General features: G+C 53.3%; 22 protein-coding genes. 6 read left to right on the top strand and 16 right to left on the bottom strand.

The window, feature by feature from the left end; genetic code table 11:
• Positions 1-12 precede the first annotated feature (12 nt).
• Positions 13-408 (top strand): lysozyme inhibitor LprI family protein, encoded by a 396-nt coding sequence (locus F4V61_RS17025; RefSeq protein WP_000821059.1) that lies wholly within the window; start codon positions 13-15, stop codon positions 406-408.
• Here F4V61_RS17025 and rutR read toward each other — a convergent pair.
• Together rutR and F4V61_RS17015 are read right to left on the bottom strand one after the other, a co-directional pair.
• On the bottom strand, positions 405-1,043 hold the full coding sequence (gene rutR / locus F4V61_RS17020; protein WP_000083134.1) for an HTH-type transcriptional regulator RutR: 639 nt from the start codon (positions 1,041-1,043) through the stop codon (positions 405-407). The two genes, F4V61_RS17025 and rutR, sit on opposite strands and share 4 nt — an antisense overlap.
• Positions 1,044-1,178: 135 nt before the next feature.
• A complete protein-coding gene (locus F4V61_RS17015) occupies positions 1,179-1,346 on the bottom strand; it encodes a general stress protein (protein ID WP_038396211.1) in 168 nt (55 codons plus the stop codon).
• A 385-nt stretch (positions 1,347-1,731) separates the two neighbouring features.
• On the opposite strand from F4V61_RS17015, the gene wrbA reads away from it, so the two are divergent.
• On the top strand, positions 1,732-2,328 hold the full coding sequence (gene wrbA, locus F4V61_RS17010; RefSeq protein WP_001062898.1) for an NAD(P)H:quinone oxidoreductase: 597 nt from the start codon (positions 1,732-1,734) through the stop codon (positions 2,326-2,328).
• Between the two features lie 20 nt (positions 2,329-2,348).
• Positions 2,349-2,576, top strand: coding sequence for a YccJ family protein (locus F4V61_RS17005; protein WP_001143129.1), 228 nt, complete (start codon positions 2,349-2,351; stop codon positions 2,574-2,576).
• A gap of 33 nt (positions 2,577-2,609) precedes the next feature.
• Here F4V61_RS17005 and agp read toward each other — a convergent pair whose 3' ends face one another.
• The 5 genes from agp to F4V61_RS16980 form a co-directional block, all read right to left on the bottom strand.
• On the bottom strand, positions 2,610-3,851 hold the full coding sequence (gene agp, locus F4V61_RS17000) for a bifunctional glucose-1-phosphatase/inositol phosphatase (protein WP_038396213.1): 1,242 nt from the start codon (positions 3,849-3,851) through the stop codon (positions 2,610-2,612).
• A 131-nt stretch (positions 3,852-3,982) separates the two neighbouring features.
• Entirely contained in the window at positions 3,983-4,489 is a 507-nt protein-coding gene (locus F4V61_RS16995) for a protein disulfide oxidoreductase (RefSeq protein ID WP_080160821.1), read from the bottom strand.
• On the bottom strand, positions 4,479-5,102 hold the full coding sequence (locus F4V61_RS16990; protein ID WP_080160822.1) for a DsbA family protein: 624 nt from the start codon (positions 5,100-5,102) through the stop codon (positions 4,479-4,481). The genes F4V61_RS16995 and F4V61_RS16990 overlap by 11 nt, the downstream gene beginning before the upstream one ends.
• The gene (locus F4V61_RS16985; RefSeq protein WP_080160823.1) at positions 5,099-6,985 is read right to left on the bottom strand and encodes a protein-disulfide reductase DsbD family protein; all 1,887 of its coding nucleotides are present in this window, start codon (positions 6,983-6,985) and stop codon (positions 5,099-5,101) included. The genes F4V61_RS16990 and F4V61_RS16985 overlap by 4 nt, the downstream gene beginning before the upstream one ends.
• Before the next feature lie 48 nt (positions 6,986-7,033).
• Complete coding sequence (locus tag F4V61_RS16980; RefSeq protein ID WP_080160824.1) at positions 7,034-7,396, bottom strand: copper resistance protein; 363 nt, start codon at positions 7,394-7,396, stop codon at positions 7,034-7,036.
• 234 nt (positions 7,397-7,630) lie between these two features.
• Between F4V61_RS16980 and cbpA the strand changes: the two genes are divergently transcribed.
• From cbpA to F4V61_RS16965, 3 genes are all read left to right on the top strand, one after another.
• Positions 7,631-8,551, top strand: coding sequence for a curved DNA-binding protein (cbpA, locus tag F4V61_RS16975; RefSeq protein WP_000420607.1), 921 nt, complete (start codon positions 7,631-7,633; stop codon positions 8,549-8,551).
• On the top strand, positions 8,551-8,856 hold the full coding sequence (gene cbpM / locus F4V61_RS16970; protein WP_001284252.1) for a chaperone modulator CbpM: 306 nt from the start codon (positions 8,551-8,553) through the stop codon (positions 8,854-8,856). The genes cbpA and cbpM overlap by 1 nt, the downstream gene beginning before the upstream one ends.
• A 643-nt stretch (positions 8,857-9,499) precedes the next feature.
• On the top strand, positions 9,500-9,862 hold the full coding sequence (locus F4V61_RS16965) for an anti-adapter protein IraM (protein ID WP_080160825.1): 363 nt from the start codon (positions 9,500-9,502) through the stop codon (positions 9,860-9,862).
• A 408-nt stretch (positions 9,863-10,270) separates the two neighbouring features.
• On the opposite strand, the gene F4V61_RS16960 is transcribed toward F4V61_RS16965, so the two are convergent.
• The 9 genes from F4V61_RS16960 to hpaG form a co-directional block, all read right to left on the bottom strand.
• Entirely contained in the window at positions 10,271-11,209 is a 939-nt protein-coding gene (locus tag F4V61_RS16960) for an MBL fold metallo-hydrolase (RefSeq protein WP_012210282.1), read from the bottom strand.
• A gap of 13 nt (positions 11,210-11,222) precedes the next feature.
• Positions 11,223-12,119 carry a 4-hydroxyphenylacetate catabolism regulatory protein HpaA gene (gene hpaA / locus F4V61_RS16955; RefSeq protein WP_000336601.1) on the bottom strand — a complete coding sequence of 299 codons (897 nt, stop codon included), beginning with the start codon at positions 12,117-12,119 and terminating at the stop codon, positions 11,223-11,225.
• A gap of 9 nt (positions 12,120-12,128) precedes the next feature.
• Complete coding sequence (hpaX, locus tag F4V61_RS16950; RefSeq protein WP_001285805.1) at positions 12,129-13,505, bottom strand: 4-hydroxyphenylacetate permease; 1,377 nt, start codon at positions 13,503-13,505, stop codon at positions 12,129-12,131.
• 72 nt (positions 13,506-13,577) lie between these two features.
• Positions 13,578-14,369 carry a 4-hydroxy-2-oxoheptanedioate aldolase gene (gene hpaI, locus F4V61_RS16945; RefSeq protein ID WP_000785079.1) on the bottom strand — a complete coding sequence of 264 codons (792 nt, stop codon included), beginning with the start codon at positions 14,367-14,369 and terminating at the stop codon, positions 13,578-13,580.
• Positions 14,370-14,379: 10 nt separating this feature from the next.
• Complete coding sequence (hpaH, locus tag F4V61_RS16940; protein WP_000884798.1) at positions 14,380-15,183, bottom strand: 2-oxo-hept-4-ene-1,7-dioate hydratase; 804 nt, start codon at positions 15,181-15,183, stop codon at positions 14,380-14,382.
• A 78-nt stretch (positions 15,184-15,261) separates the two neighbouring features.
• Complete coding sequence (locus F4V61_RS16935) at positions 15,262-15,642, bottom strand: 5-carboxymethyl-2-hydroxymuconate Delta-isomerase (RefSeq protein ID WP_001119846.1); 381 nt, start codon at positions 15,640-15,642, stop codon at positions 15,262-15,264.
• Positions 15,643-15,651: 9 nt separating this feature from the next.
• On the bottom strand, positions 15,652-16,503 hold the full coding sequence (gene hpaD / locus F4V61_RS16930) for a 3,4-dihydroxyphenylacetate 2,3-dioxygenase (RefSeq protein WP_020898654.1): 852 nt from the start codon (positions 16,501-16,503) through the stop codon (positions 15,652-15,654).
• 1 nt (position 16,504) lies between these two features.
• Complete coding sequence (gene hpaE / locus F4V61_RS16925) at positions 16,505-17,971, bottom strand: 5-carboxymethyl-2-hydroxymuconate semialdehyde dehydrogenase (RefSeq protein ID WP_000723517.1); 1,467 nt, start codon at positions 17,969-17,971, stop codon at positions 16,505-16,507.
• Complete coding sequence (gene hpaG, locus F4V61_RS16920; RefSeq protein WP_079781542.1) at positions 17,968-19,257, bottom strand: 4-hydroxyphenylacetate degradation bifunctional isomerase/decarboxylase; 1,290 nt, start codon at positions 19,255-19,257, stop codon at positions 17,968-17,970. Before hpaG ends, hpaE begins: the two co-directional genes overlap by 4 nt.
• Positions 19,258-19,303 lie beyond the last annotated feature (46 nt).

Below are 19,303 nucleotides of genomic sequence, written 5' to 3'. Positions count from 1 at the left end.
TCAGAGGACCGTATGAAACGAATTTTCCTTACCTGCGCTGCGTTGTTGTTCAGCAGTCAGGCGTTGGCCGATGAGTGTGCCAGCGCCAGTACGCAGCTGGAAATGAATCGCTGCGCCGCCGCGCAATACCAGGCGGCAGATAAAAAGCTGAACGAAACCTATCAAAGCGCGATTAAGCGTGCGCAACCGCCGCAGCGCGAGCTGTTGCAAAAAGCGCAGGTGGCATGGATTGCCCTGCGGGACGCCGATTGCGCGTTGATTCGCTCAGGTACGGAGGGCGGCAGCGTGCAACCCATGATCGCCAGCCAGTGCCTGACCGATAAAACGAACGAACGCGAAGCATTTTTAGCCTCGCTGCTGCAATGTGAAGAGGGTGATTTGAGCTGCCCACTGCCGCCGGCCGGTTAACGCACGCGAATCCCTTCAATAATAATGCGCTGAACGCTTTCGACCGTTTGATTGAAAAAGGCTTCATCGCGAAGCGTCGCGCCGGTTACCGCTTCAACCTGAGGGGCAAAATCGGCGTAATGTTGCGTGGCGGCCCAAATCATGAAGATCAAATGGTGTGGGGAAACGGGCGCCAGTTTCCCGCTGTGCACCCATCCGGCAATCAGCGCGGATTTTTCATCTATCAACGCTTTTAGATCGCCGGTCAGTTCATCCATTAAGAGCGGCGCGCCCGCCAGCATCTCCATGCAGAAGAGCCGCGACGCCTGCGGATAATCACGCGAAACTTCCAGCTTGAGACGGATATACTCTTTGATGGCCTCCAGAGGGGAAAATTCTGCGCGAAACGCCTTGAGCGGCGCCAGCCAGACATCCAGGATCTGCCGCATTACCGCGACATACAGCGCTTCTTTCGAGGGATAATAATAAAGCAGATTGGTTTTGGAGACGCCTGCCCGCTCGGCGACCTGCTCTAGGCGCGCGCCATGAATGCCATACTGGGAAAAAACAGCGAGCGCGGCCGTTAAAATAAGCCGCCGTTTTGCACTGACGGCCTGCGAACGTTTACCGATTTTTTTCTCTGTGCGTTGCGACATGCGCCCTCTCCTTTTTGTCAGGACGCAAGCATACCAAATCCGGCTTATAAACCAAAAACCGCCGGAAATCCGGCGGCGGTGGCGCATGACGCTCTTTAACACGAGACGCTACGCGTCTTGCTGTTTTGACGCAGGCTAGCTATTACGGGTACTACTTTTGCCCCCTTTTTTGCCTGCTTCGGATGCGCGCTGCGGGTCATTCTTAAAATTGCCCCCGCTGTGCTGCCCACCTTTACGACCTGCTTCTGATGCTCTTTCGCGGTCTTCCGCAAAATTACCGGAACCGCCACGATGGTTTGCCATTACTGACCTCCGTCATAGATTAGACATCATATTGCATAGGTAGTGAGGAGTATATCCTCGCGCAGCGTATGAACGATGCCATCATTAGCGCTGCGTAAAATTAAGCGTAGTGAAAATCACCGTGATGTGACGCTTACCGAAATATTCTGCAACATCAAAATCCGCACACTTAGAATAATAACCATAAGTAACAAATAAGTCACTCTTATGATTAGAGAAATCAAAGTGCGTAAAAATGTATCATTTTGCAACAAAGACTGCAAAAAGCAATTATTGTTATAAATCAAAGAAATGGCGCTAAAATTTGCACTCTTCACAGGAGGGCATATCTTTAAATAGATGTAGCGAATCGCTACACGCATGATTAATCTGAGGAGTAGTACAAATGGCAAAGATTCTGGTGCTCTATTATTCCATGTACGGACACATTGAAACCATGGCGCACGCGGTGGCGGAAGGGGCAAAGAAAGTCGACGGCGCAGAGGTCATTATAAAGCGTGTGCCAGAAACGATGCCGCCTGAAATCTTCGCAAAAGCTGGCGGTAAAACGCAAAACGCACCTGTTGCCACCCCGCAGGAGTTGGCGGATTACGATGCGATTATCTTTGGTACGCCAACCCGGTTTGGCAATATGTCAGGCCAGATGCGTACCTTCCTGGATCAAACCGGCGGCCTGTGGGCATCAGGCGCGCTATACGGCAAACTCGGTAGTGTGTTTAGTTCTACCGGAACGGGCGGCGGTCAGGAGCAGACCATCACCTCAACCTGGACTACGCTTGCCCATCATGGGATGGTGATTGTCCCGATCGGCTATGCCGCGCAAGAGCTATTTGACGTCTCTCAGGTACGCGGCGGCACGCCTTACGGCGCGACGACTATCGCCGGAGGCGACGGTTCACGCCAGCCAAGCCAGGAGGAACTCTCTATCGCCCGCTATCAGGGGGAATACGTCGCCGGTCTGGCAGTCAAACTCAACGGCTAATCTTCAACAGGAGGATTCGAATGCCAACTCAAGAAGCAAAAACGCATCGCGTCGGCGAATGGGCAAGCCTGCGCAATACGTCGCCGGAAATTGCCGAAGCCATTTTTGAAGTCGCTAACTATGACGAGAAACTGGCAGAAAAAATATGGGAAGAAGGTAGCGATGAGGTGCTGATCAAAGCCTTTGAGAAAACGGACAAAGAGTCGCTCTTCTGGGGCGAACAGACCATCGAACGTAAGAACGTATAAGGCAAACGCCCCCGCCTGCGCGGGGGCAGGTTGCTATTTTGCGGCTGCATTCATGACGTTATCGAACTTGTCAAGCGGACAGAAGCCGTTCGCATCCACCGGACATCCTTTCAGTTCCAGCGTTACCCTTTGCGCGGGGGACTTGAGCGTTAACGCTTCCGCATTACGTAACTGCCTGGCGCTCTGGTAGACATACTCGACTTTCATCAAATCCCGGTTAGCTTTGCCGTCATGCCAGCGTTGAAAGACAAGCTGACCACCAATCGGCGTTTTCTCATACTGGTCATGTAGCTGATAGGGTTTAAAATCCAGCGCCGTCAGCAGCGAAGCGATATTGGAATCATGTCCCACCAGTACAGTAATCTTCGGCGCGCTAACGCGATCGGCGACTAAGACCTTATCGATATATTTCACCAGCGGTGCAGCAATGTTACGCGCCACCGTCGGTGAAGTAAACAGGCTGTCCTGGTAGCCATTTTTCAGTTTTGACAGCACATTCCACTGTCGATCAGTGTTGATCTTACCCCAGGCGACCTGATCCAACGGAAACCCTTCGTAATATTGTAGGGTAAACGCGTCCACCAACGAGTTCCCCACTTTCAGCGGCCCCTGAACGCCCGGTTCCTGCTGATAGTTGGCACTAAAGGTATCTTTCGCGTCGATCAGCGAACATTGATGCTTCTCTTTGCAGGATGGCGAGTCCTGATAATGTGTTATCTGCTCAAGCAGTTTATAACTCTCATCAAGATGCATCTGACTCCGCGCTTTTTCCATCGCCTGTACGGCCTGTTGCCTGAACGCGGCGGAATCATCGGTGATCACCGGATTAAAGGTAGGGTCCATGGCGCCCATTTTTTCCTGATGATGAACAGGAATATCACAGCCAGGGAAAGCGCCGGTAATGAAAAATTGCGCGGTGGCCACGGTGCGCTGCAAACTATTCGCATAAGCATATACTGAGTCGGGCGCCGGACATTCTCCCGACGGTATCAGCCCCTGCGCGACCAGCCATTCACGCGTATAGTGCCCCATATACACTTCCAGCACGCCGCCTTTTGTCGTCAGTTGCCCGCCGGGAACGTCCCACGTTGGCCAGGCGTTCGGCGTCGACTGCGCCAGTACGCTGCCATTATTCGCCAGCGGCGCCCGCAGATTATGGCGGCTCATCATTAGCACCTGCTGTAATTGATAACCCTCCGGCGTTGTCTGCGCCTGTACGGCGGATGACAACAAAATAGCCCCAGCCACAGCAACAACGAGTAATGATTTTTTCATCCCTACGACCTCTTATTGTTATCAAATCGTTCCAAGTGTGACAGAAACGGATCATTTTTCCGGGAACGATTTCGCAAAATGGGCGTTTTCTTACAGCAAACGTGGTAGCGCCGGGAAGCCCCGGCGCATATTCAGAATGTTTTCGCCCACCACAGTCGAAGTTTCATGCCCCAATAACTGGTCCAGCCGCTGGTCGTGAATACGACCCGACCTTGTGAAACCACGACCAGCGTCGGCGTCACGCTGATTTCCCAACGAGCGGATAAGGCGCCGTTAGCGTCATTGACGACCGGAAAGGCAACGCCCTTGCGCGTCAGCCAGCGGGCAACCTCAGCATCGTCGCCAGAGCGGAGCGCAACGGTCATGACGTTTTCCCCCTCTGCCTCCAGGCGAGCGACCGCAGGCGTAGTAAGACGGCACACCCCGCACCAGCTTGCCCAAAAATAGAGCAGTACGGGGCGCTTCTCGCTCAATGCCGCCAGAGTTGTCGACTCCTCCGTCAGCGTACGTAACGGTGTAGCGGCGAACGCCGGAGGTACCTGCGGCGCACGCCAAACGTCCATGATCACCATCACCGCGATGAGAAGCGCCAGAAAAATCGCGGCTTCACGCAGCCAACGTCGCAGTTTACCCGCCATTGGCAGCCGCCAGTTTTTCTTTTACCACCTCTTCCAGCGTATCCCAGGGAACGGCGCCGGGAATCAGCTCATCGCCGATAATTGTCGCTGGCGTGCCCTGCACGCCGACCAGCCTCGCCAACTGCAAATTAGTGCGTATCGTGTCCATGCTTTTTTCATCCAGCGTCACTGGCGTAGTCCCTGCTTTCTGCTGGGCCTGTTTGATACTGCCATCCGTATGGTAACCGCGCTTTTGCATGAGTTTTTCATGAAGCGAGAGGAACTGTTGCGGATGATCGCGCCAAGTGGTCAGCGCAATGCGCGCCGCCAGTACCGAGCTCTCTCCTTTGAATGGCAGCGGTTTAATAATGACCGCGACGTCAGGATATTTCTGCACAATCTTTTCAAGCATCGGATCGAGCTGTTTGCAGTACGGGCAGTTGTAATCCGTAAAGTTCACCAGCGTCAGCTTAGGGTGTTTAGCGCCTATTCGCGGGCTGGCAGGATCGTTAAACAACGCAGTATGGATCAGATTTTCAATCTGCTTTTCCTGCTCCGGCGTAAAAGGAGCGGTTTCTTGCGCGATGCTCAGCGTCGAAAACAGCGCCAGCAGTAAAACAATCATGTATTTCATTGGGTTATTCCTTTCGCTTTTTTCAACGTTCGTAATACCGCATCGCGGGTCAGCAAGGTAGGCAACGCCTCCCCTTCCGGCAAGCCAGGGCCATACACCTGATTAAACGGAACGGCGACCTGGCCGCGCGTTTTCAGAAAATCAGTAATGTCATCGGACGGCAGCGTCCAGTCTCCCCGCAGCGCCACAACATCCGGCTGTTGCAAGGCGGCCTGTACATCCTCTTTTTGCAGAACGTTGTATTTATTCACTTTACAGGTAATACACCAGTCCGCAGTGACATCTACAAATACCCGCTTATGCTGCGCCAGCGCCGACTGGATTGCCTGTTCACTCAACGGTTGCCATTGAACAGTGTCTTGCGCGCTCTTTGACGCAGTGAAGCCGAAATGCGGCAGGAGTAACGTCGCCAGCCAGATAGCCGACCCCAGCATCATCAGACCGAGGAACCTGCGCAGGACATTCATCCAACGCCCGGGGCGCGGTAAACGTAGCGCAAGCCCTGGTCGTATCGCGACCAGTAGCCACGGCGCGCTCATTCCCAGGCCTAGCGCAAGGAACAACCCCCAGAGCGTCGGCAGCGACGCCGTGAGCGCCACCGCGACCGCCGTGCCCAGAAACGGCGCGCTACAAGGCGTCGCCAGCAGCGTTGCGAACGCGCCCTGCCAGAAATGTCCTGACATACCATTGCCGCCGTAAGTGGCAAGTTTCGTGGTCATGGATGAGGGAAGCCGGAACTCAAAAAGCCCGAACAGGCTGGCGCTAAATAACAACATCACCAGCGTCATAAAACCAATGAACCACACATTCTGGAACTGGACTCCCCAGGCCAGCGCATGGTTCGACAAACGAAGGAGGGTCATAAACGCCGCCAGCGCCATAAATGACGCAATAATGCCGGCGACCGACGCCAAAAATTGTCGCCTGATATGCGAGCGGCTTTTTTCCTCTACCAACAAGATGGAACCAAGTTTCATGCCCAGGACTGGCAGTACGCAGGGCATTAAATTAAGAATCAGTCCACCGACCAGCGCCATCAATACCACCTGCCAGAATGGTAGCGCCGCATTGTCCGGCGTTAACGCTGACGCAGCGCCAATGGTTTGCGTGCTCTCCTGGGCGATAGCGCCGTCAGCTAACACTAAGGTCAGCGATTTGTCGCGCAAATCGGGCGCCTTTTCGCCCCAACTGTCCGTCACCGGCACCGTCGCCTGTAACCTGTCGCCCTCTACGCGCAGGCGAGGCTTCCCAAAATCGACGTCATCTATGGTGTCAAGATAGAGCCCGGGCGATGACCAGCCCGCCGCTCGCGTAGCAGTGACCACCAGTTCTCCCGTGCGATAGCCGACTTCAAGCGAGTCCGTTAGTCCACTGCGTAGCGGAACTTTACCCATCGCCCGCGCATAGTCATGGGCAAAATCGGCATTCTGCACAGTGGGCGTCACGGAAAAGGGGTAATCGGTCAACAGACAAACATTGCTGCAGGTTGATAACGTCAACACGCCGTTCAAGGTCGCGGGCGGCGTACCGCGCACGATCATCGGAAAGGTCACCTCGTCGTGATATCCCTGGGTGGTGATATTCGCCACATCAAAGCGCGAGGGGGTTGGCCAGAACCAACTTACCTCAAGCATGTCGCCTTTCCAGGCGATAGAGGGCGCCACGCCCCCTTCCCCCGGCGCGCGCCAGTAGGTTTTCCAGCCGTTTTCCAGTTTGACATCCAGCAACAGCCGGGTCTCACCGTTAGCAGACGTATCGGCACGTAGCCGTATGCTGGCATGGTCGTTATCGGGCGAACGCAGCCAGCCGCTTTCCGCCGCCCAGGAGACGGGCAGCCAAAGCCATAACAGGCAGAACAGTATCCGCCTGAACAAAATCATCATATTTTTTCTCCGTGAATGAGTAATTAACCGTTAGCAATAACCGGTCTGTCATTCACGGAAGACACAAAATCGTAGATGTACCCGTAATGTGGGCGGCGAAATAGCCCGTGGTGGCGAAAACGGCAGGCGCATGACCCGGACGGCCGCCAGTAAGGAAAACAGTAGACAAAGCGCAAGGATAGCGCCTTCAAAGAGCACCGGAGGCGCCGCCAGCAGCGACTTGGCGCTTAATTCACAGGGGATGACAGGCGAGGCGTCATCCGTCGAGGGGTGGGCGCTGACAAGCGTTGAAGACGTCGTCGCCTGCATCTGCAAGGCGTGCAGGCCCGCCATGCGCTGCGCGGTACAAACCATTACCACGACACATACAAGGCAAAGAAACCACCAGCCCATCCGTTGTTGTTTCGCCATTACGCCCTCACTGTTTAACGCGAGTTATCTTAGCCACTGGCGCGGTTTTGGCAACCTTTCCCCTGTAAAGTTATGTGGGCGCGCTGCGCAACCTTCTGATAGTCGGACACGTAATTTATTCTTACTAATGATATAACTGGTGTTTTCATACGCACTTTTCAGGTTTACCCTACACTTAGTGGAGAAACCTTTTTGGGGTCCCTTCTGTATGTATTGATTTAGCGAGATGATGCTATGGAACTTAAGGATTATTACGCCATTATGGGCGTGAAACCGACGGACGATCTCAAGACGATTAAGACCGCCTATCGCCGACTGGCCCGCAAGTACCATCCTGATGTCAGCAAAGAACCCGATGCCGAAGCCCGTTTCAAAGAGGTTGCTGAAGCATGGGAAGTGCTGAGTGATGAGCAACGGCGCGCCGAGTATGACCAGTTATGGCAACACCGTAACGATCCACAATTTAATCGCCAGTTCCAGCAACACGAAGGCCAGCCGTATAACGCCGAAGATTTTGATGATATTTTCTCGTCTATCTTTGGTCAGCACGGTCGCCATTCGCACCACCGCCACGCCGCACGCGGTCATGATATCGAAATTGAAGTGGCGGTATTCCTGGAAGAAACGCTGGAAGAGCATCAGCGTACGATTAGCTATTCCGTCCCCGTTTATAACGCGTTCGGCCTGGTGGAACGGGAAATTCCCAGGACATTGAATGTGAAGATCCCGGCTGGCGTCAGCAACGGGCAACGAATCAGACTGAAAGGCCAGGGCACGCCGGGGGAAAACGGCGGACCTAATGGCGATTTATGGCTCGTTATCCATATTGCCCCGCATCCGCTCTTTGATATCGTCAATCAGGATCTGGAAGTCGTCCTTCCGCTTGCCCCGTGGGAGGCGGCGCTCGGCGCTAAGGTGTCCGTGCCAACGCTTAAAGAGCGCATTTTGCTGACCATTCCCCCTGGTAGTCAGGCAGGCCAGCGGCTGCGTATCAAAGGCAAAGGATTAGCCAGTAAAAAGCACACTGGCGATCTCTATGCCGTCATCAAAATCGTTATGCCGCCGAAACCTGATGAGAAGACAGCCGCCCTGTGGCAACAACTGGCGGACGCACAGTCGTCCTTTGATCCACGCCAGCAATGGGGGAAAGCATAATGGCTAACATCACTGTCACCTTTACCATTACCGAATTTTGTTTGCACACTGGCGTAACGGAGGAGGAACTGAACGAAATCGTCGGGCTTGGCGTGATTGAACCTTACGAGGATGATAATGCCAACTGGCAATTCGACGATCGCGCGGCGAGCGTGGTTCAACGCGCGCTACGCTTGCGTGAGGAGCTGGCGCTGGATTGGCCTGGGATCGCGGTTGCGTTAACGTTGCTGGAAGAGAATTCCCGGCTGCGCGAAGAAAACCGACAACTGCTGCTGCGCCTTTCTCGCTTTATCTCTCATCCCTAATCCACGAATAAAAGTAATAAACCGAAGGTGGGCTTTCTGCCCACCCCGGATTTATATGCGCCCGATAAAATACCCAAACGCTTCTGACACGAGCTTCCTACTGAAGAAATATGGCCTTTCACAACGCACGTGACCTGCCAATGTTATGCATTAATGCACCATTAAGAACATCATCGATTAAATAAAGACCAGTCGCCAGTTCACCTTTTTTGGATGCTTCAGTTATTTTTACACGCCAGCGAACATTTATTGCCTGAAGAATATATTCTTTCGTTGTTTTGTACTCTTTAATTGATACATACCTTCGCCCTGTCAAAGCCTGGTAAAATGTGCCGTTGCGTTTACAGACTATGGTATTTATAAATAAGAAATACAACCGTCACTTGCGGTTTAATAATTAAGCGTTATAACAGCCACTGCTGCCCAATATAGACACCGCCACTAAAATACGAAAATGTAATAGAATGTAAACAAAATAAGCTCATAAAATAAATAACTTATTAAAAAATCAATATAAATAGAGTGGTCAATAAAAAACGATCGTTTTCAACGAGTTATGTTTTTCAGATTTTCATCTATCCTGAATAGGCTTGCGGAAAATATAATTTACACCATTGACTATTTCACTTAAAAGGTTGCTGTAATGGAATGGAAGGTCGTTGATACAGTTATAAGCCCCTCTACCGGAGTATCTTTCTCATGCATACATAGCCTAAAAAATCTTCGATTGACCTTATGGTATCAGGCAGATGTTTACATGCCTCCAGGCAGCATTATCATACCTTTTAATAAGGGGGTCTTAATAAACGCTCAACTTTATCCCGTTACTGTTTACAACGTTACCAGGTTTAATCCTGCATTATGGAAATCGCTTAAAGAAAATAGCCACTGTCCTGGTAGCTGCAATCCTAAACCAGAAGCCTGCAATTATCCTTTCAAATGTCTGGTATCCGTTTGTCCATTTGGTTTAACCAGACATATTCAAATAGATAATAAGAAAGTTTAGGAAATAAAATATGCATAAGCTATGCTACTGATTAAGTGTATTCGCACACGTTTGCAGTATTTTGCAGTTAAATATTTTTGATATAAAAATTGTACAGTTCGGATATTGTTTGATTCGTTTAAACTAACCTTCACTTTGGCAACGATGAGCCGGTACATAGGATATCACTAATGGCCGGCAGACAAAGAAACGCATTGCTTTTAGTACTATATAACGTCCAACCGTGACATTCTTATTTAGTAATATTTCACCAGAGCAATTATCTTACCTTCATTCTGCGTAAAAATCAGCAAGTAGTGTTTAGAAAAAATAATGTTTCAGACGAACAGGTCCGCGCGTCATGCTGGGCGCCAAAAGCACAACGGGCTAACATAATGCCAGCCCGTTGATTTACCCCTATCCTGATGCTTACGGTACGTTTATCGTCATATTGTCATGACCGACGATGACAGGGCCCTGGTAATTTTTCATGGCTTCCTGCTGCCAGACGTCATCCGTAACCGTCGCAGGCACCAGATGACTTAATACCAGTTTTTTCACGTGGGCCTCACGAGCTATCTTGCCTACGTCTTCAATTGTGGTGTGATGCGAAGCAATCGCTTCAGCAAGCGTTTTCCCGTTGCCAATACTATCAGCCAGTTTTGCTACCGAAGGGACATGCACCGCCTCATGTACCAGGATATCCGCCCCCTGGGCAAATGTTGCGAGCGGCGGAAACCAGGACGTGTCGCCAGAGAAGACAATTCGCTTGCCCTGGGTATCAAAGCGGTAAGCGAACGCCTCACCGTCCGGGAAAGGCGAATGAGGCACCTTCAGCGCGCTTATTGTCACCAGTTCATCTCTATAGATGACGCCCTGACCGATGTCTGTCGCCTTAACCAGTTTGCGCGGATCGGGTTTCCCCTCCTCTTCCATGCGTAGAGTGATATCCCTGTCAAAGACTTTCCAGCTAGCCTTCGTCATCGCCTGGGTTCCCGGCGGGCCATAAACCTGTATGATATGGTCTTTAAGACCACTCGCCCAGGCATTCATCAACAATGAAGGATAATCAAGTATATGGTCGCTATGCAGATGGGTGAGCAAAATAGTATTGATGTTACGCACTGGAATGCCATTTTTCACCAGTTGCAGACTTGCACCGTAGCCGGCATCTATCAGCCATATTTTATCGCCGATAGTGAGCGCCGTAGCTTGCGGTAGTCTGTCCGTATTGAGCAAAGAAGGCCCGCCTTTGGTGCCCAGTAAAACAATGTTGATCTCTTGAGGTGCAGGAGCTCCGGCAGCAATGGCAAGGTGGCTTTGCGCCAGCATACAAACCGCCAGCATAGCGACGCGATTTTTAAACATGTTTTTACTCTTCTTAGTTGAGGAAAGGGGGCACTTCACGTTGACGAAACTGCGAGGGAGAACAGCCAGCAAGACGATTAAAGAAACGGGCGAAATAAGCCGGATCTTTAAAACCTAATTGCCAGGCGATCTCGTTGACTGCATTGTCGGAAAAAAGCAGCAGTCGTTTCGCCTCGCGTAATTGCCGATCAAAAATTAGGCGTTTAGGAGGTCGGTTAGCAAAGCGGCGGCAGATATCGGTCAGACGAGATTCGGTAATATGCAGCTCGCAGGCATAATCGGGCACCGTCCAGTGCTGGTGGAAGTGATTATCAATCAACAAGGTAAAGCGTTGAAAGAGTTTCAATTCACCGCGCATCCCGGTTGCGGCGTGGTCGTCCAACTTCGCATTACGCAACAGCAAGGTAAATACCGCCTGCGCCAGTAGCACCAGGGTATGTTCGCAGCCAGCCAGTTGTTCCGTGGACTCCCGCTCAATCAGTTGCCAGTAGTGTTTGAGCGCCGCCAGTTCGTTGGGTTTATCCGCCAGAGACAGACAGATTCCCGGCAGGCCGAAGGCCTCTCTGGTACCGGGATAAAGCACCTCCAGCAGCGGCCAAACCAGCTCTTCGCGTACCGTCAGAACGTGACCATCGCTATCCGATTCGGTAATAAAAGCATGCGGCACCGAGGGCGGCGTCAGCACAAATAGCGGCGCCTGTACCGAATAACGATGATCGTCAAGCTGCAGCTCAATCTGCCCGGTATCAAGAAAATGCATTTGAAAAAACTGGTCGTGGCGATGCGCCTGCATATCACGACCAAAGAAGTCCGCCATACGAGCAAACGACTGATAATGCACATCGTTACTGCCCATGCTTTCGTCATACTCTTTACTGATATCAATATTGGCGATCGCACGTTGGCACATAGTTTCTCCTCAGGGGGTGGCGCGCGGACGCGATACTTTCATTGGAATTAGCCAGATAATGGCGGCGCCGACGACTAACAGAGAAGCGACAAACCAGAGTCCGCTATTGAAGCTACCGGTGATATCTTTTAGCCAGCCAATCATAAATGGGCTGAGCGCGGAGCCAATATTGCCGGTAGCATTGATTACCGCAATACCTATCGCCCTGGCGCGTAAACTGATCGACTGATCCGGCGTAGTCCAGAAGATCGCCATCGCGCTAAAGGAGCCGGTGGACGCCATCACGATCCCCAATAGCTGGATCAGGTTATGGTCGGTCGCCGATGCCAGCAGCCAGCCCGCGGCGGCAAACAGAAACGGCAGCGCGGTGTGATGTTTACGCTCCTGATGTTTGTCCGAATGACGGCTCCAGTAAATCATGCCCAGAATAGTACAGATCTGCGGGATCGCCGCCAGCAGGCCGATAGTGATATTGCTGCTACTTTCATTAAAACTTTTCAGGATTTGCGGCGTCCAGATACTAATGGCGCTAAGCGTATTGGTAAGGCAAAAATAGGCCAGCGTATACATCAGTACAATTGGCGTGAATACCTCGCGCCAAAGACTACGCTGTTGCATGGCGTTATGACTGATGGCCCCTTCCGGCTGAACCAGCGTCAGGCGGTCATTATCCCTCATTTCCTGCAAACATTTTTTATCCTCTGTCGTCAGCCATTTAGCTTTTGCCGGGGTATCATCCAGATAAAACCAGACCATAATGCCTAACAACACTGACGGGAACCCTTCCAGCAGGAATAACCACTGCCATCCATGCAGATTGAATATGCCGTCCAGCGATAAAATATAGCCTGAGACAATCGAACCCAGCGCGGTAGTGGCTGGCATGGCAATCATAAATAATGCGTTGGCGCGGGCGCGGAAAAATGCCGGGAACCAATAGGTTAAATAGAGCAATATGCCTGGCAAAAAGCCTGCTTCGGTAATGCCCACCAGCATTCGCAGCACATACAGGCTTTTCGGCCCCACCGCGAACATCGTGGCGGTAGAGGCAATGCCCCATAGCACCATAATGGTCGCAATCCAGCGACGCGCGCCGACGATGCTCAACATCACGTTGCTGGGAATGCCGAAAATGACGTAGGTGGCGTAAAACAGCGTCGTGGCAAGACCAAACATGGTGGCGCTTAACCCCAGATCCTGCCCCATAGTCAACCCGGCAAAACCGATGTTGATACGGTCTAAAAACGAGAAGATAAACAACACGAATAAAAATACGATCAGTCGGCGGAACAGTTTATTTATGACGGTTTGTTGACCCGTGCTGAGCGCGTTGTGCGAACTGACAGACTCGGGGCTTTCCGGAAGTGCAGATGATGTGTCGCTCATTTTTTTTCCTCTGATGGGAATTTTTATAGGGTACTACGGTTGCCCGGTAGCGCTGCGCTTACCGGGCCGGGCTTAATAGACGCCGGACGCACCGGACAGCTTTTTTTCTGCGCCAAAGCGCGCCGCCAGCGCCTCCGCTCCGCGCGCCAGCAGCGTGGTGTCAACGCCAACGGCGACAAATAGCGCCCCCAGTTCCAGATAACGTTTCGCCAGTGCTTCATTGGCCATCAGAATCCCCGGCGCTTTCCCCGCCGCGCGTATCTGCACGATGGCGTTCTCAATTGCCGCCTGCACTGCCGGGTGCTGCGGGTTTCCGGCAAAGCCCATATCGGCGCTAAGATCCGCCGGGCCGATAAACACGCCGTCGATGCCGTCCACGTCGAGGATTGACGCCAGATTGCTCATCGCCTCACGCGTTTCAATCTGTACCAGTACGCACATGGCGTCGTTGGCCTCGTGGAGATAGTCCGGAATGCGGTTCCAGCGTGACGCCCGAGCCAGAGCGCTGCCCACGCCGCGAATACCGGCAGGTGGATAACGCGTAGCCGCCACGGCGTCTCGCGCTTCATCGGCGTTCTGCACCATCGGCACCAGCAGAGTTTGCGCGCCGACGTCGAGCAGTTGCTTAATCTGCACCGGATCGTTCCATGATGGACGCACTACAGGCTGGCTGGGGTATGGCGCAATCGCCTGCAACTGAGTCAACACCGTCTGCACATTATTTGGCGCGTGTTCGCCGTCAATTAGCAGCCAGTCGAAGCCGGCGCCCGCCACCAGTTCGGCGCTGTAACTGTTGGCAAGCCCCAGCCACAAACCGATTTGCGGACGCCCCGCTTTTAACGCGTCTTTGAAAGCATTTTTCATTGTTTTTTCCTTACACAAACCGGCAACTGATCGCACCCATGTTGCCGTAGTCGACGTGAAAGGTGTCGCCCTTGCGCGCTGGTACCGGGCGGGTAAACGAGCCGCCGAGTATGATCTGTCCCGCTTCCAACTGAACATCGTAGGGGGCGAGTTTGTTCGCCAGCCACGCCACGCCATTGGCCGGATGATTCAGAACGCCTGCGGCGACGCCGGTCTCTTCGATCACGCCGTTGCGATAGAGCAGCGCGGAGATCCAGCGCAGATCCAGCTCATCTGGCTTGATGGGACGACCACCGAGGATCACACCGGCATTAGCGGCGTTGTCGGAAATGGTGTCAAACACCTTACGCGGACGCTGGGTTTCCGGGTCGATGTTGTGGCTGCGGGCATCAATCAGTTCCAGCGCCGGAATCACATAGTCAGTCGCGTTGTAGACGTCGAACAACGTGCAGTTGGGGCCGCGCAGCGGTTTCGCCAACACGAACGCCAGCTCCACTTCAATACGCGGGACGATAAAACGATCCGTGGGGATATCGCCGCCGTCATGGAAGAACATGTCATCAAGCAGCGCGCCGTAATCCGGTTCGCTGATTTGCGAGCTAGCCTGCATCGCTTTTGAGGTCAGGCCGATTTTATGGCCTTTGAGCGTACGCCCTTCGGCAATCTTGATATTGACCCATTCGCGCTGTACGGCATAGGCATCTTCAATCGTGATATTTGGATAATCCAACGACACTGCGCGAATCTGTTCACGCTGTTTTTCAGCCTGATTAAGTCGCTGGGCGATCAGGGTATGGGTCTGTTTATCGAGCATAGTGATTCCTGTGACATTGCATTACCAGATGGCGCTTCGCTTATCCGGCCTACGGTTTCCAGCCGGGCAATTTGCACGCTATTTAAATAACGCGTGTACGTTGTTTTGTTTGTAATTGAGCGTCGGATGTAACTCGGCAATCTCAAACGACAGCGCCAGATAACGGCTCTTCATCAGGGCGGCGAAATGGGCTTTAATCAGCCCAAACAGCATTTCGCCCACGTCCTGACGGCTTTCCAGGCTGCGTCCGGCGCCGATTTTCAGCGTCATATGCACGAAGGCGTAATCGTGCTTATCATCAGCCATCTGCCAGGTGTCCAGCCAGTGGGCGCGGCTACGGATGCCGCCCATCGGGAAAATACCAGTGGCGGCCAGCGCATCGTTCACCTTGCTGAACAGGCCGGGTAAATCAGCCTGCTCGCGGATATTTTCAGTACATTCAGCAATAAAATGCGGCATAAACTTTCCTTACGCAGGCAGTGGGAAAACGGCGTTAACCTGCCCGGTCCCGGAGCTGGCGAACAGGTCGGTGATAAATTCTACCTTGCCGTCGTATTTGTCCCAGCCCAGCATTCCCAGCAGCATTACCGTGTCATGCATGTTGCCTTCGCCGTAGCAGTAGTCGGCGTACTCCGGCAGCATGGTGCAGAACTCCTTGAATTTCCCCTCGCGCCACAGCTTGACCACGCGTTCGTCCATCTGATGATCGAACTCGCGGGTGTAGCTGTTCATCCCCTCTTCCGCCCGCTGGTCGTCAATAAAACGGTGCGACAGAGAACCGCTGGCGAACACCGCTACGGTGCCGTCATATTTCTCAATCGCCTTAAGGATCGCTTCCCCCAGCTTGCGACTGTCGGCAAAGTCATGAACGGTGCAGAACGCCGAGATGGAAACCACTTTGAAGTGCTTGTCGCTGTTCATATAGCGCATCGGCACCAGAGTGCCGTACTCCAGCTTCAGGCTTGGGATGTTGTGCGCTTTGGCGCGCACGCCGAGCTTGACCGCTTCGTCAGCGATAAGGTGCCCCAGCTCCGGATTGCCGTCATAGTCATAGGTCATGTCGCGAATAAAGTGCGGCAGTTCGTTGCTGGTATAGACCCCCTGGAAATGGTCGGCACAGTTAATGTGGTAGGCGCTGTTCACCAGCCAGTGGGTGTCGAACACAATAATGGTGTCGACGCCCATTTCGCGACAACGCTTGCCAATCTCGATATGTCCATCGATGGCAGCCTGACGACAGCCGTAATTTTTTCCAGGCAGTTCAGAAAGATACATTGACGGTACGTGGGTGATTTTTGCTGCTAACGCTAACTTGCCCATATCAGACTCCCCATTTTGGGATAGGATGGCCGCCCATTGAGATGCAGACGTTTTTCATTTCCGCAAACACTTCGAAGCTATATTCGCCGCCTTCTCGTCCGGTGCCGGAGGCTTTCACGCCGCCGAACGGTTGGCGCAGGTCGCGGACATTCTGGGTGTTGACGAATACCATTCCGGCTTCAATCCCACGCGCCAGGCGCAATACTTTGCTGACGTCCTGGGTCCAGATATAAGAGGCCAGACCGTACTCCACATCGTTAGCCAGACGCAGTCCTTCCGCTTCGTCTTTGAATGGCAACAAGCAGGCGACGGGTCCAAAAATCTCTTCCTGCGCCACGCGCATGCGGTTGTCGACATCCGCCAGCACGGTTGGACGCAGGAAGTTGCCGCCTTTCAGATGCGCAGGCAGATCGGTGGGTTTTTCCGCGCCGCCCGCCAGCAGCGTTGCACCCTCTTCAATGCCGAGGCGAATATAACCGGAGACTTTCTCCCAGTGTTGTTGGCTAATCAACGCGCCAACCTGGGTGTTAGGGTCGGTCGGGTCGCCGACACGCAGGCGATTCGCGCGTTCGGCAAAGCGCTTCACGAACTCAGGGTAAATGCTCTGCTGGATAAAGATGCGCGATCCGGCGGTGCAGCGTTCGCCGTTGATAGAGAAAATAGTGAACAGCGCTGCATCCAGCGCCCGCTCAATGTCGGCATCGTCAAAAATCAGCACCGGTGATTTACCGCCCAGTTCCATCGAATATTTTTTCAGGCCGGCATTTTTCATGATATTGCGCCCGGTGGCGGTGCCGCCGGTAAAGGAGACCGCACGCACGTCATGATGGCGCACCAACGCATCGCCCGCCGTCGCGCCGTAGCCCTGAACCACGTTGAGCACGCCTGCCGGTATTCCCGCCTCCAGCGCCAGTTCGCCCAGCCTGTCGGCAGTCAACGGCGACAGTTCGGACATTTTGAGTACCGCGGTGTTACCCAGCGCCAGGCACGGCGCAACTTTCCAGGTGGCGGTCATAAACGGCACGTTCCACGGCGATACCAGCGCGCATACGCCGACTGGCTGCACCAGCGTATAGTTGAGCATTTTATCGTCAACCGGATAGGTCTTGCCGTTCATCTGCTGGCACACTTCGGCGAAGAATTCGAAGTTATGCGAGGCGCGCGGGATCAGCACGTTTTTGGTCTGGTGAATAGGCAGACCGGTGTCGGCGGTTTCCATCGCCGCGATTTCCGGCACGTTCTGGTCTATCAAGTCGCCGAGGCGTCGCATCAGGCGAGCACGCTCTTTCATCGGCAGATTGGCCCACTTCGGGAAGGCGTCTTTTGCCGCCGCGACAGCCTGGTTCACTTCTGCTTCACCGCCGGAGGCTACTTCCGCCAGCACGTCACCGGTCGCCGGGTTGGTGGTCTGGAAGTAGTCGTTACCTGCCACGTTTTTGCCGTTAATCCAATGATTTATCTTCTTCATTTTGCACTCTCCTCACTGACGATTCGGTTAACCAGGCGACCCACGCCTTCTACTTCAACGACAACTTCATCCCCCGGCACCACATCGGACAGCCCTTTCGGCGTACCGGTGGCAATCATGTCGCCCGGTTGCAACGTCATAAATTCGCTCAGGTAAGCAATCAGGAACGGGATGCTGAAAATCAGATCGGCGGTCGTCCCTTCCTGGCGCAGCTCGCCGTTGACGAAGGTGCGGAGCGTCAGGTTGTGCGGATCAGAAATCGCCTCTTTATCGACAATCCACGGGCCTATCGGCGTCAGACCGTCGCGGCTTTTTACCCGTAGATTCGGGCGATAGTAGTTTTCCAGATAGTCGCGGATCGCGTAGTCGTTACAGACGGTGTAACCGGCCACATACTCCATTGCTTCGGCTTCGCTTACCTTACGCGCCGTTTTGCCAATCACCACCACCAGCTCGGCTTCGTAGTGCATATATTCAACGTTGTCCGGACGCACCGACGTTTGGTTATGTCCGGTAAAGGTGTTTGGCGCTTTGATAAATACCAGCGGTTCTTTCGGCGGCGTAAATGCCAGCTCACTGGCGTGATCGGCGTAGTTCAGGCCCAGCGCGAATAACGTTCCCGTCGCTGACAGCGGCCACGTAAAAGTCTGGTGGCGCGCGAATTCTTCTTCTGCGACAACCGGATTTTCCAGTGCAGGCAAACCTTTCGCCAGAATACGCACCCGATCGCCCGGACGCAGCGCAACGCGATTCTGCGGCGTGCCAAGTAAAATCGCATCGCCAGGGTTAAGCGTAGCGAACTCACTTAATGCGCTAAGCAGTTGTGCGGCGCTACGCTGCAAATCGTCAGTATTCCAGTGGTCAGCTTCTCGCCCGTTGATTTCAGTGATAATGGTGAGATTATCCACATCACTCAGCGGCGCCATTTCACCCAGCGGGCAAAAGCCATCGCGACATTTCGCTTTAATCGCCGGGCGATAAAAGCTCTCTTCCGGCAGACTGACTTCATTAGCCAGTGCATAGCCGGCGATATAGTCCGCCGCCGCTTCAGGGCGTACCCGGCTGGCGGTTTTTCCCACAATGAGCGCCACTGTCGCGCCGCTTAGTACCTTCTCTCCCTGCGGATAAGGAATCGGTTCGCCGTGGCGAATCACCGTATTACGCGGCTTGATAAACCACACCGCAGTTTTAGGCGGCGCATTATAGGGAGGTTGAGAGAAAGCTTCTCGCCAGGCATCAAGCTGGCTGCGATGGTTTAACGCAACGGCGAAAACAGTACCCTTCATACATAAACTCCTCAGGCCGATTTAACGGGCTGTGATTTCATTAATA

Source organism: Salmonella enterica subsp. arizonae (genome assembly GCF_008692845.1).
GTDB lineage: Bacteria > Pseudomonadota > Gammaproteobacteria > Enterobacterales > Enterobacteriaceae > Salmonella > Salmonella arizonae.
This window is presented reverse-complemented; position numbering and strand designations above follow the sequence as displayed.

Coding starts and splice junctions, on each gene's coding strand:
- rutR (WP_000083134.1), bottom strand. CDS start 1,043: ATGTCGCAACGCACAGAGAAAAAAATCGGTAAACGTTCGCAGGCCGTC.
- F4V61_RS16990 (WP_080160822.1), bottom strand. CDS start 5,102: ATGAAATACATGATTGTTTTACTGCTGGCGCTGTTTTCGACGCTGAGC.
- hpaI (WP_000785079.1), bottom strand. CDS start 14,369: ATGAAAAATGCTTTCAAAGACGCGTTAAAAGCGGGGCGTCCGCAAATC.
- F4V61_RS16980 (WP_080160824.1), bottom strand. CDS start 7,396: ATGGCGAAACAACAACGGATGGGCTGGTGGTTTCTTTGCCTTGTATGT.
- F4V61_RS16995 (WP_080160821.1), bottom strand. CDS start 4,489: ATGGCGGGTAAACTGCGACGTTGGCTGCGTGAAGCCGCGATTTTTCTG.
- wrbA (WP_001062898.1), top strand. CDS start 1,732: ATGGCAAAGATTCTGGTGCTCTATTATTCCATGTACGGACACATTGAA.
- F4V61_RS16965 (WP_080160825.1), top strand. CDS start 9,500: ATGGAATGGAAGGTCGTTGATACAGTTATAAGCCCCTCTACCGGAGTA.
- hpaX (WP_001285805.1), bottom strand. CDS start 13,505: ATGAGCGACACATCATCTGCACTTCCGGAAAGCCCCGAGTCTGTCAGT.
- hpaE (WP_000723517.1), bottom strand. CDS start 17,971: ATGAAGAAGATAAATCATTGGATTAACGGCAAAAACGTGGCAGGTAAC.
- F4V61_RS16960 (WP_012210282.1), bottom strand. CDS start 11,209: ATGTTTAAAAATCGCGTCGCTATGCTGGCGGTTTGTATGCTGGCGCAA.
- hpaG (WP_079781542.1), bottom strand. CDS start 19,257: ATGAAGGGTACTGTTTTCGCCGTTGCGTTAAACCATCGCAGCCAGCTT.
- F4V61_RS17025 (WP_000821059.1), top strand. CDS start 13: ATGAAACGAATTTTCCTTACCTGCGCTGCGTTGTTGTTCAGCAGTCAG.
- F4V61_RS17005 (WP_001143129.1), top strand. CDS start 2,349: ATGCCAACTCAAGAAGCAAAAACGCATCGCGTCGGCGAATGGGCAAGC.
- F4V61_RS16985 (WP_080160823.1), bottom strand. CDS start 6,985: ATGATGATTTTGTTCAGGCGGATACTGTTCTGCCTGTTATGGCTTTGG.
- hpaA (WP_000336601.1), bottom strand. CDS start 12,119: ATGTGCCAACGTGCGATCGCCAATATTGATATCAGTAAAGAGTATGAC.
- hpaD (WP_020898654.1), bottom strand. CDS start 16,503: ATGGGCAAGTTAGCGTTAGCAGCAAAAATCACCCACGTACCGTCAATG.
- hpaH (WP_000884798.1), bottom strand. CDS start 15,183: ATGCTCGATAAACAGACCCATACCCTGATCGCCCAGCGACTTAATCAG.
- agp (WP_038396213.1), bottom strand. CDS start 3,851: ATGAAAAAATCATTACTCGTTGTTGCTGTGGCTGGGGCTATTTTGTTG.
- cbpA (WP_000420607.1), top strand. CDS start 7,631: ATGGAACTTAAGGATTATTACGCCATTATGGGCGTGAAACCGACGGAC.
- F4V61_RS17015 (WP_038396211.1), bottom strand. CDS start 1,346: ATGGCAAACCATCGTGGCGGTTCCGGTAATTTTGCGGAAGACCGCGAA.
- cbpM (WP_001284252.1), top strand. CDS start 8,551: ATGGCTAACATCACTGTCACCTTTACCATTACCGAATTTTGTTTGCAC.
- F4V61_RS16935 (WP_001119846.1), bottom strand. CDS start 15,642: ATGCCGCATTTTATTGCTGAATGTACTGAAAATATCCGCGAGCAGGCT.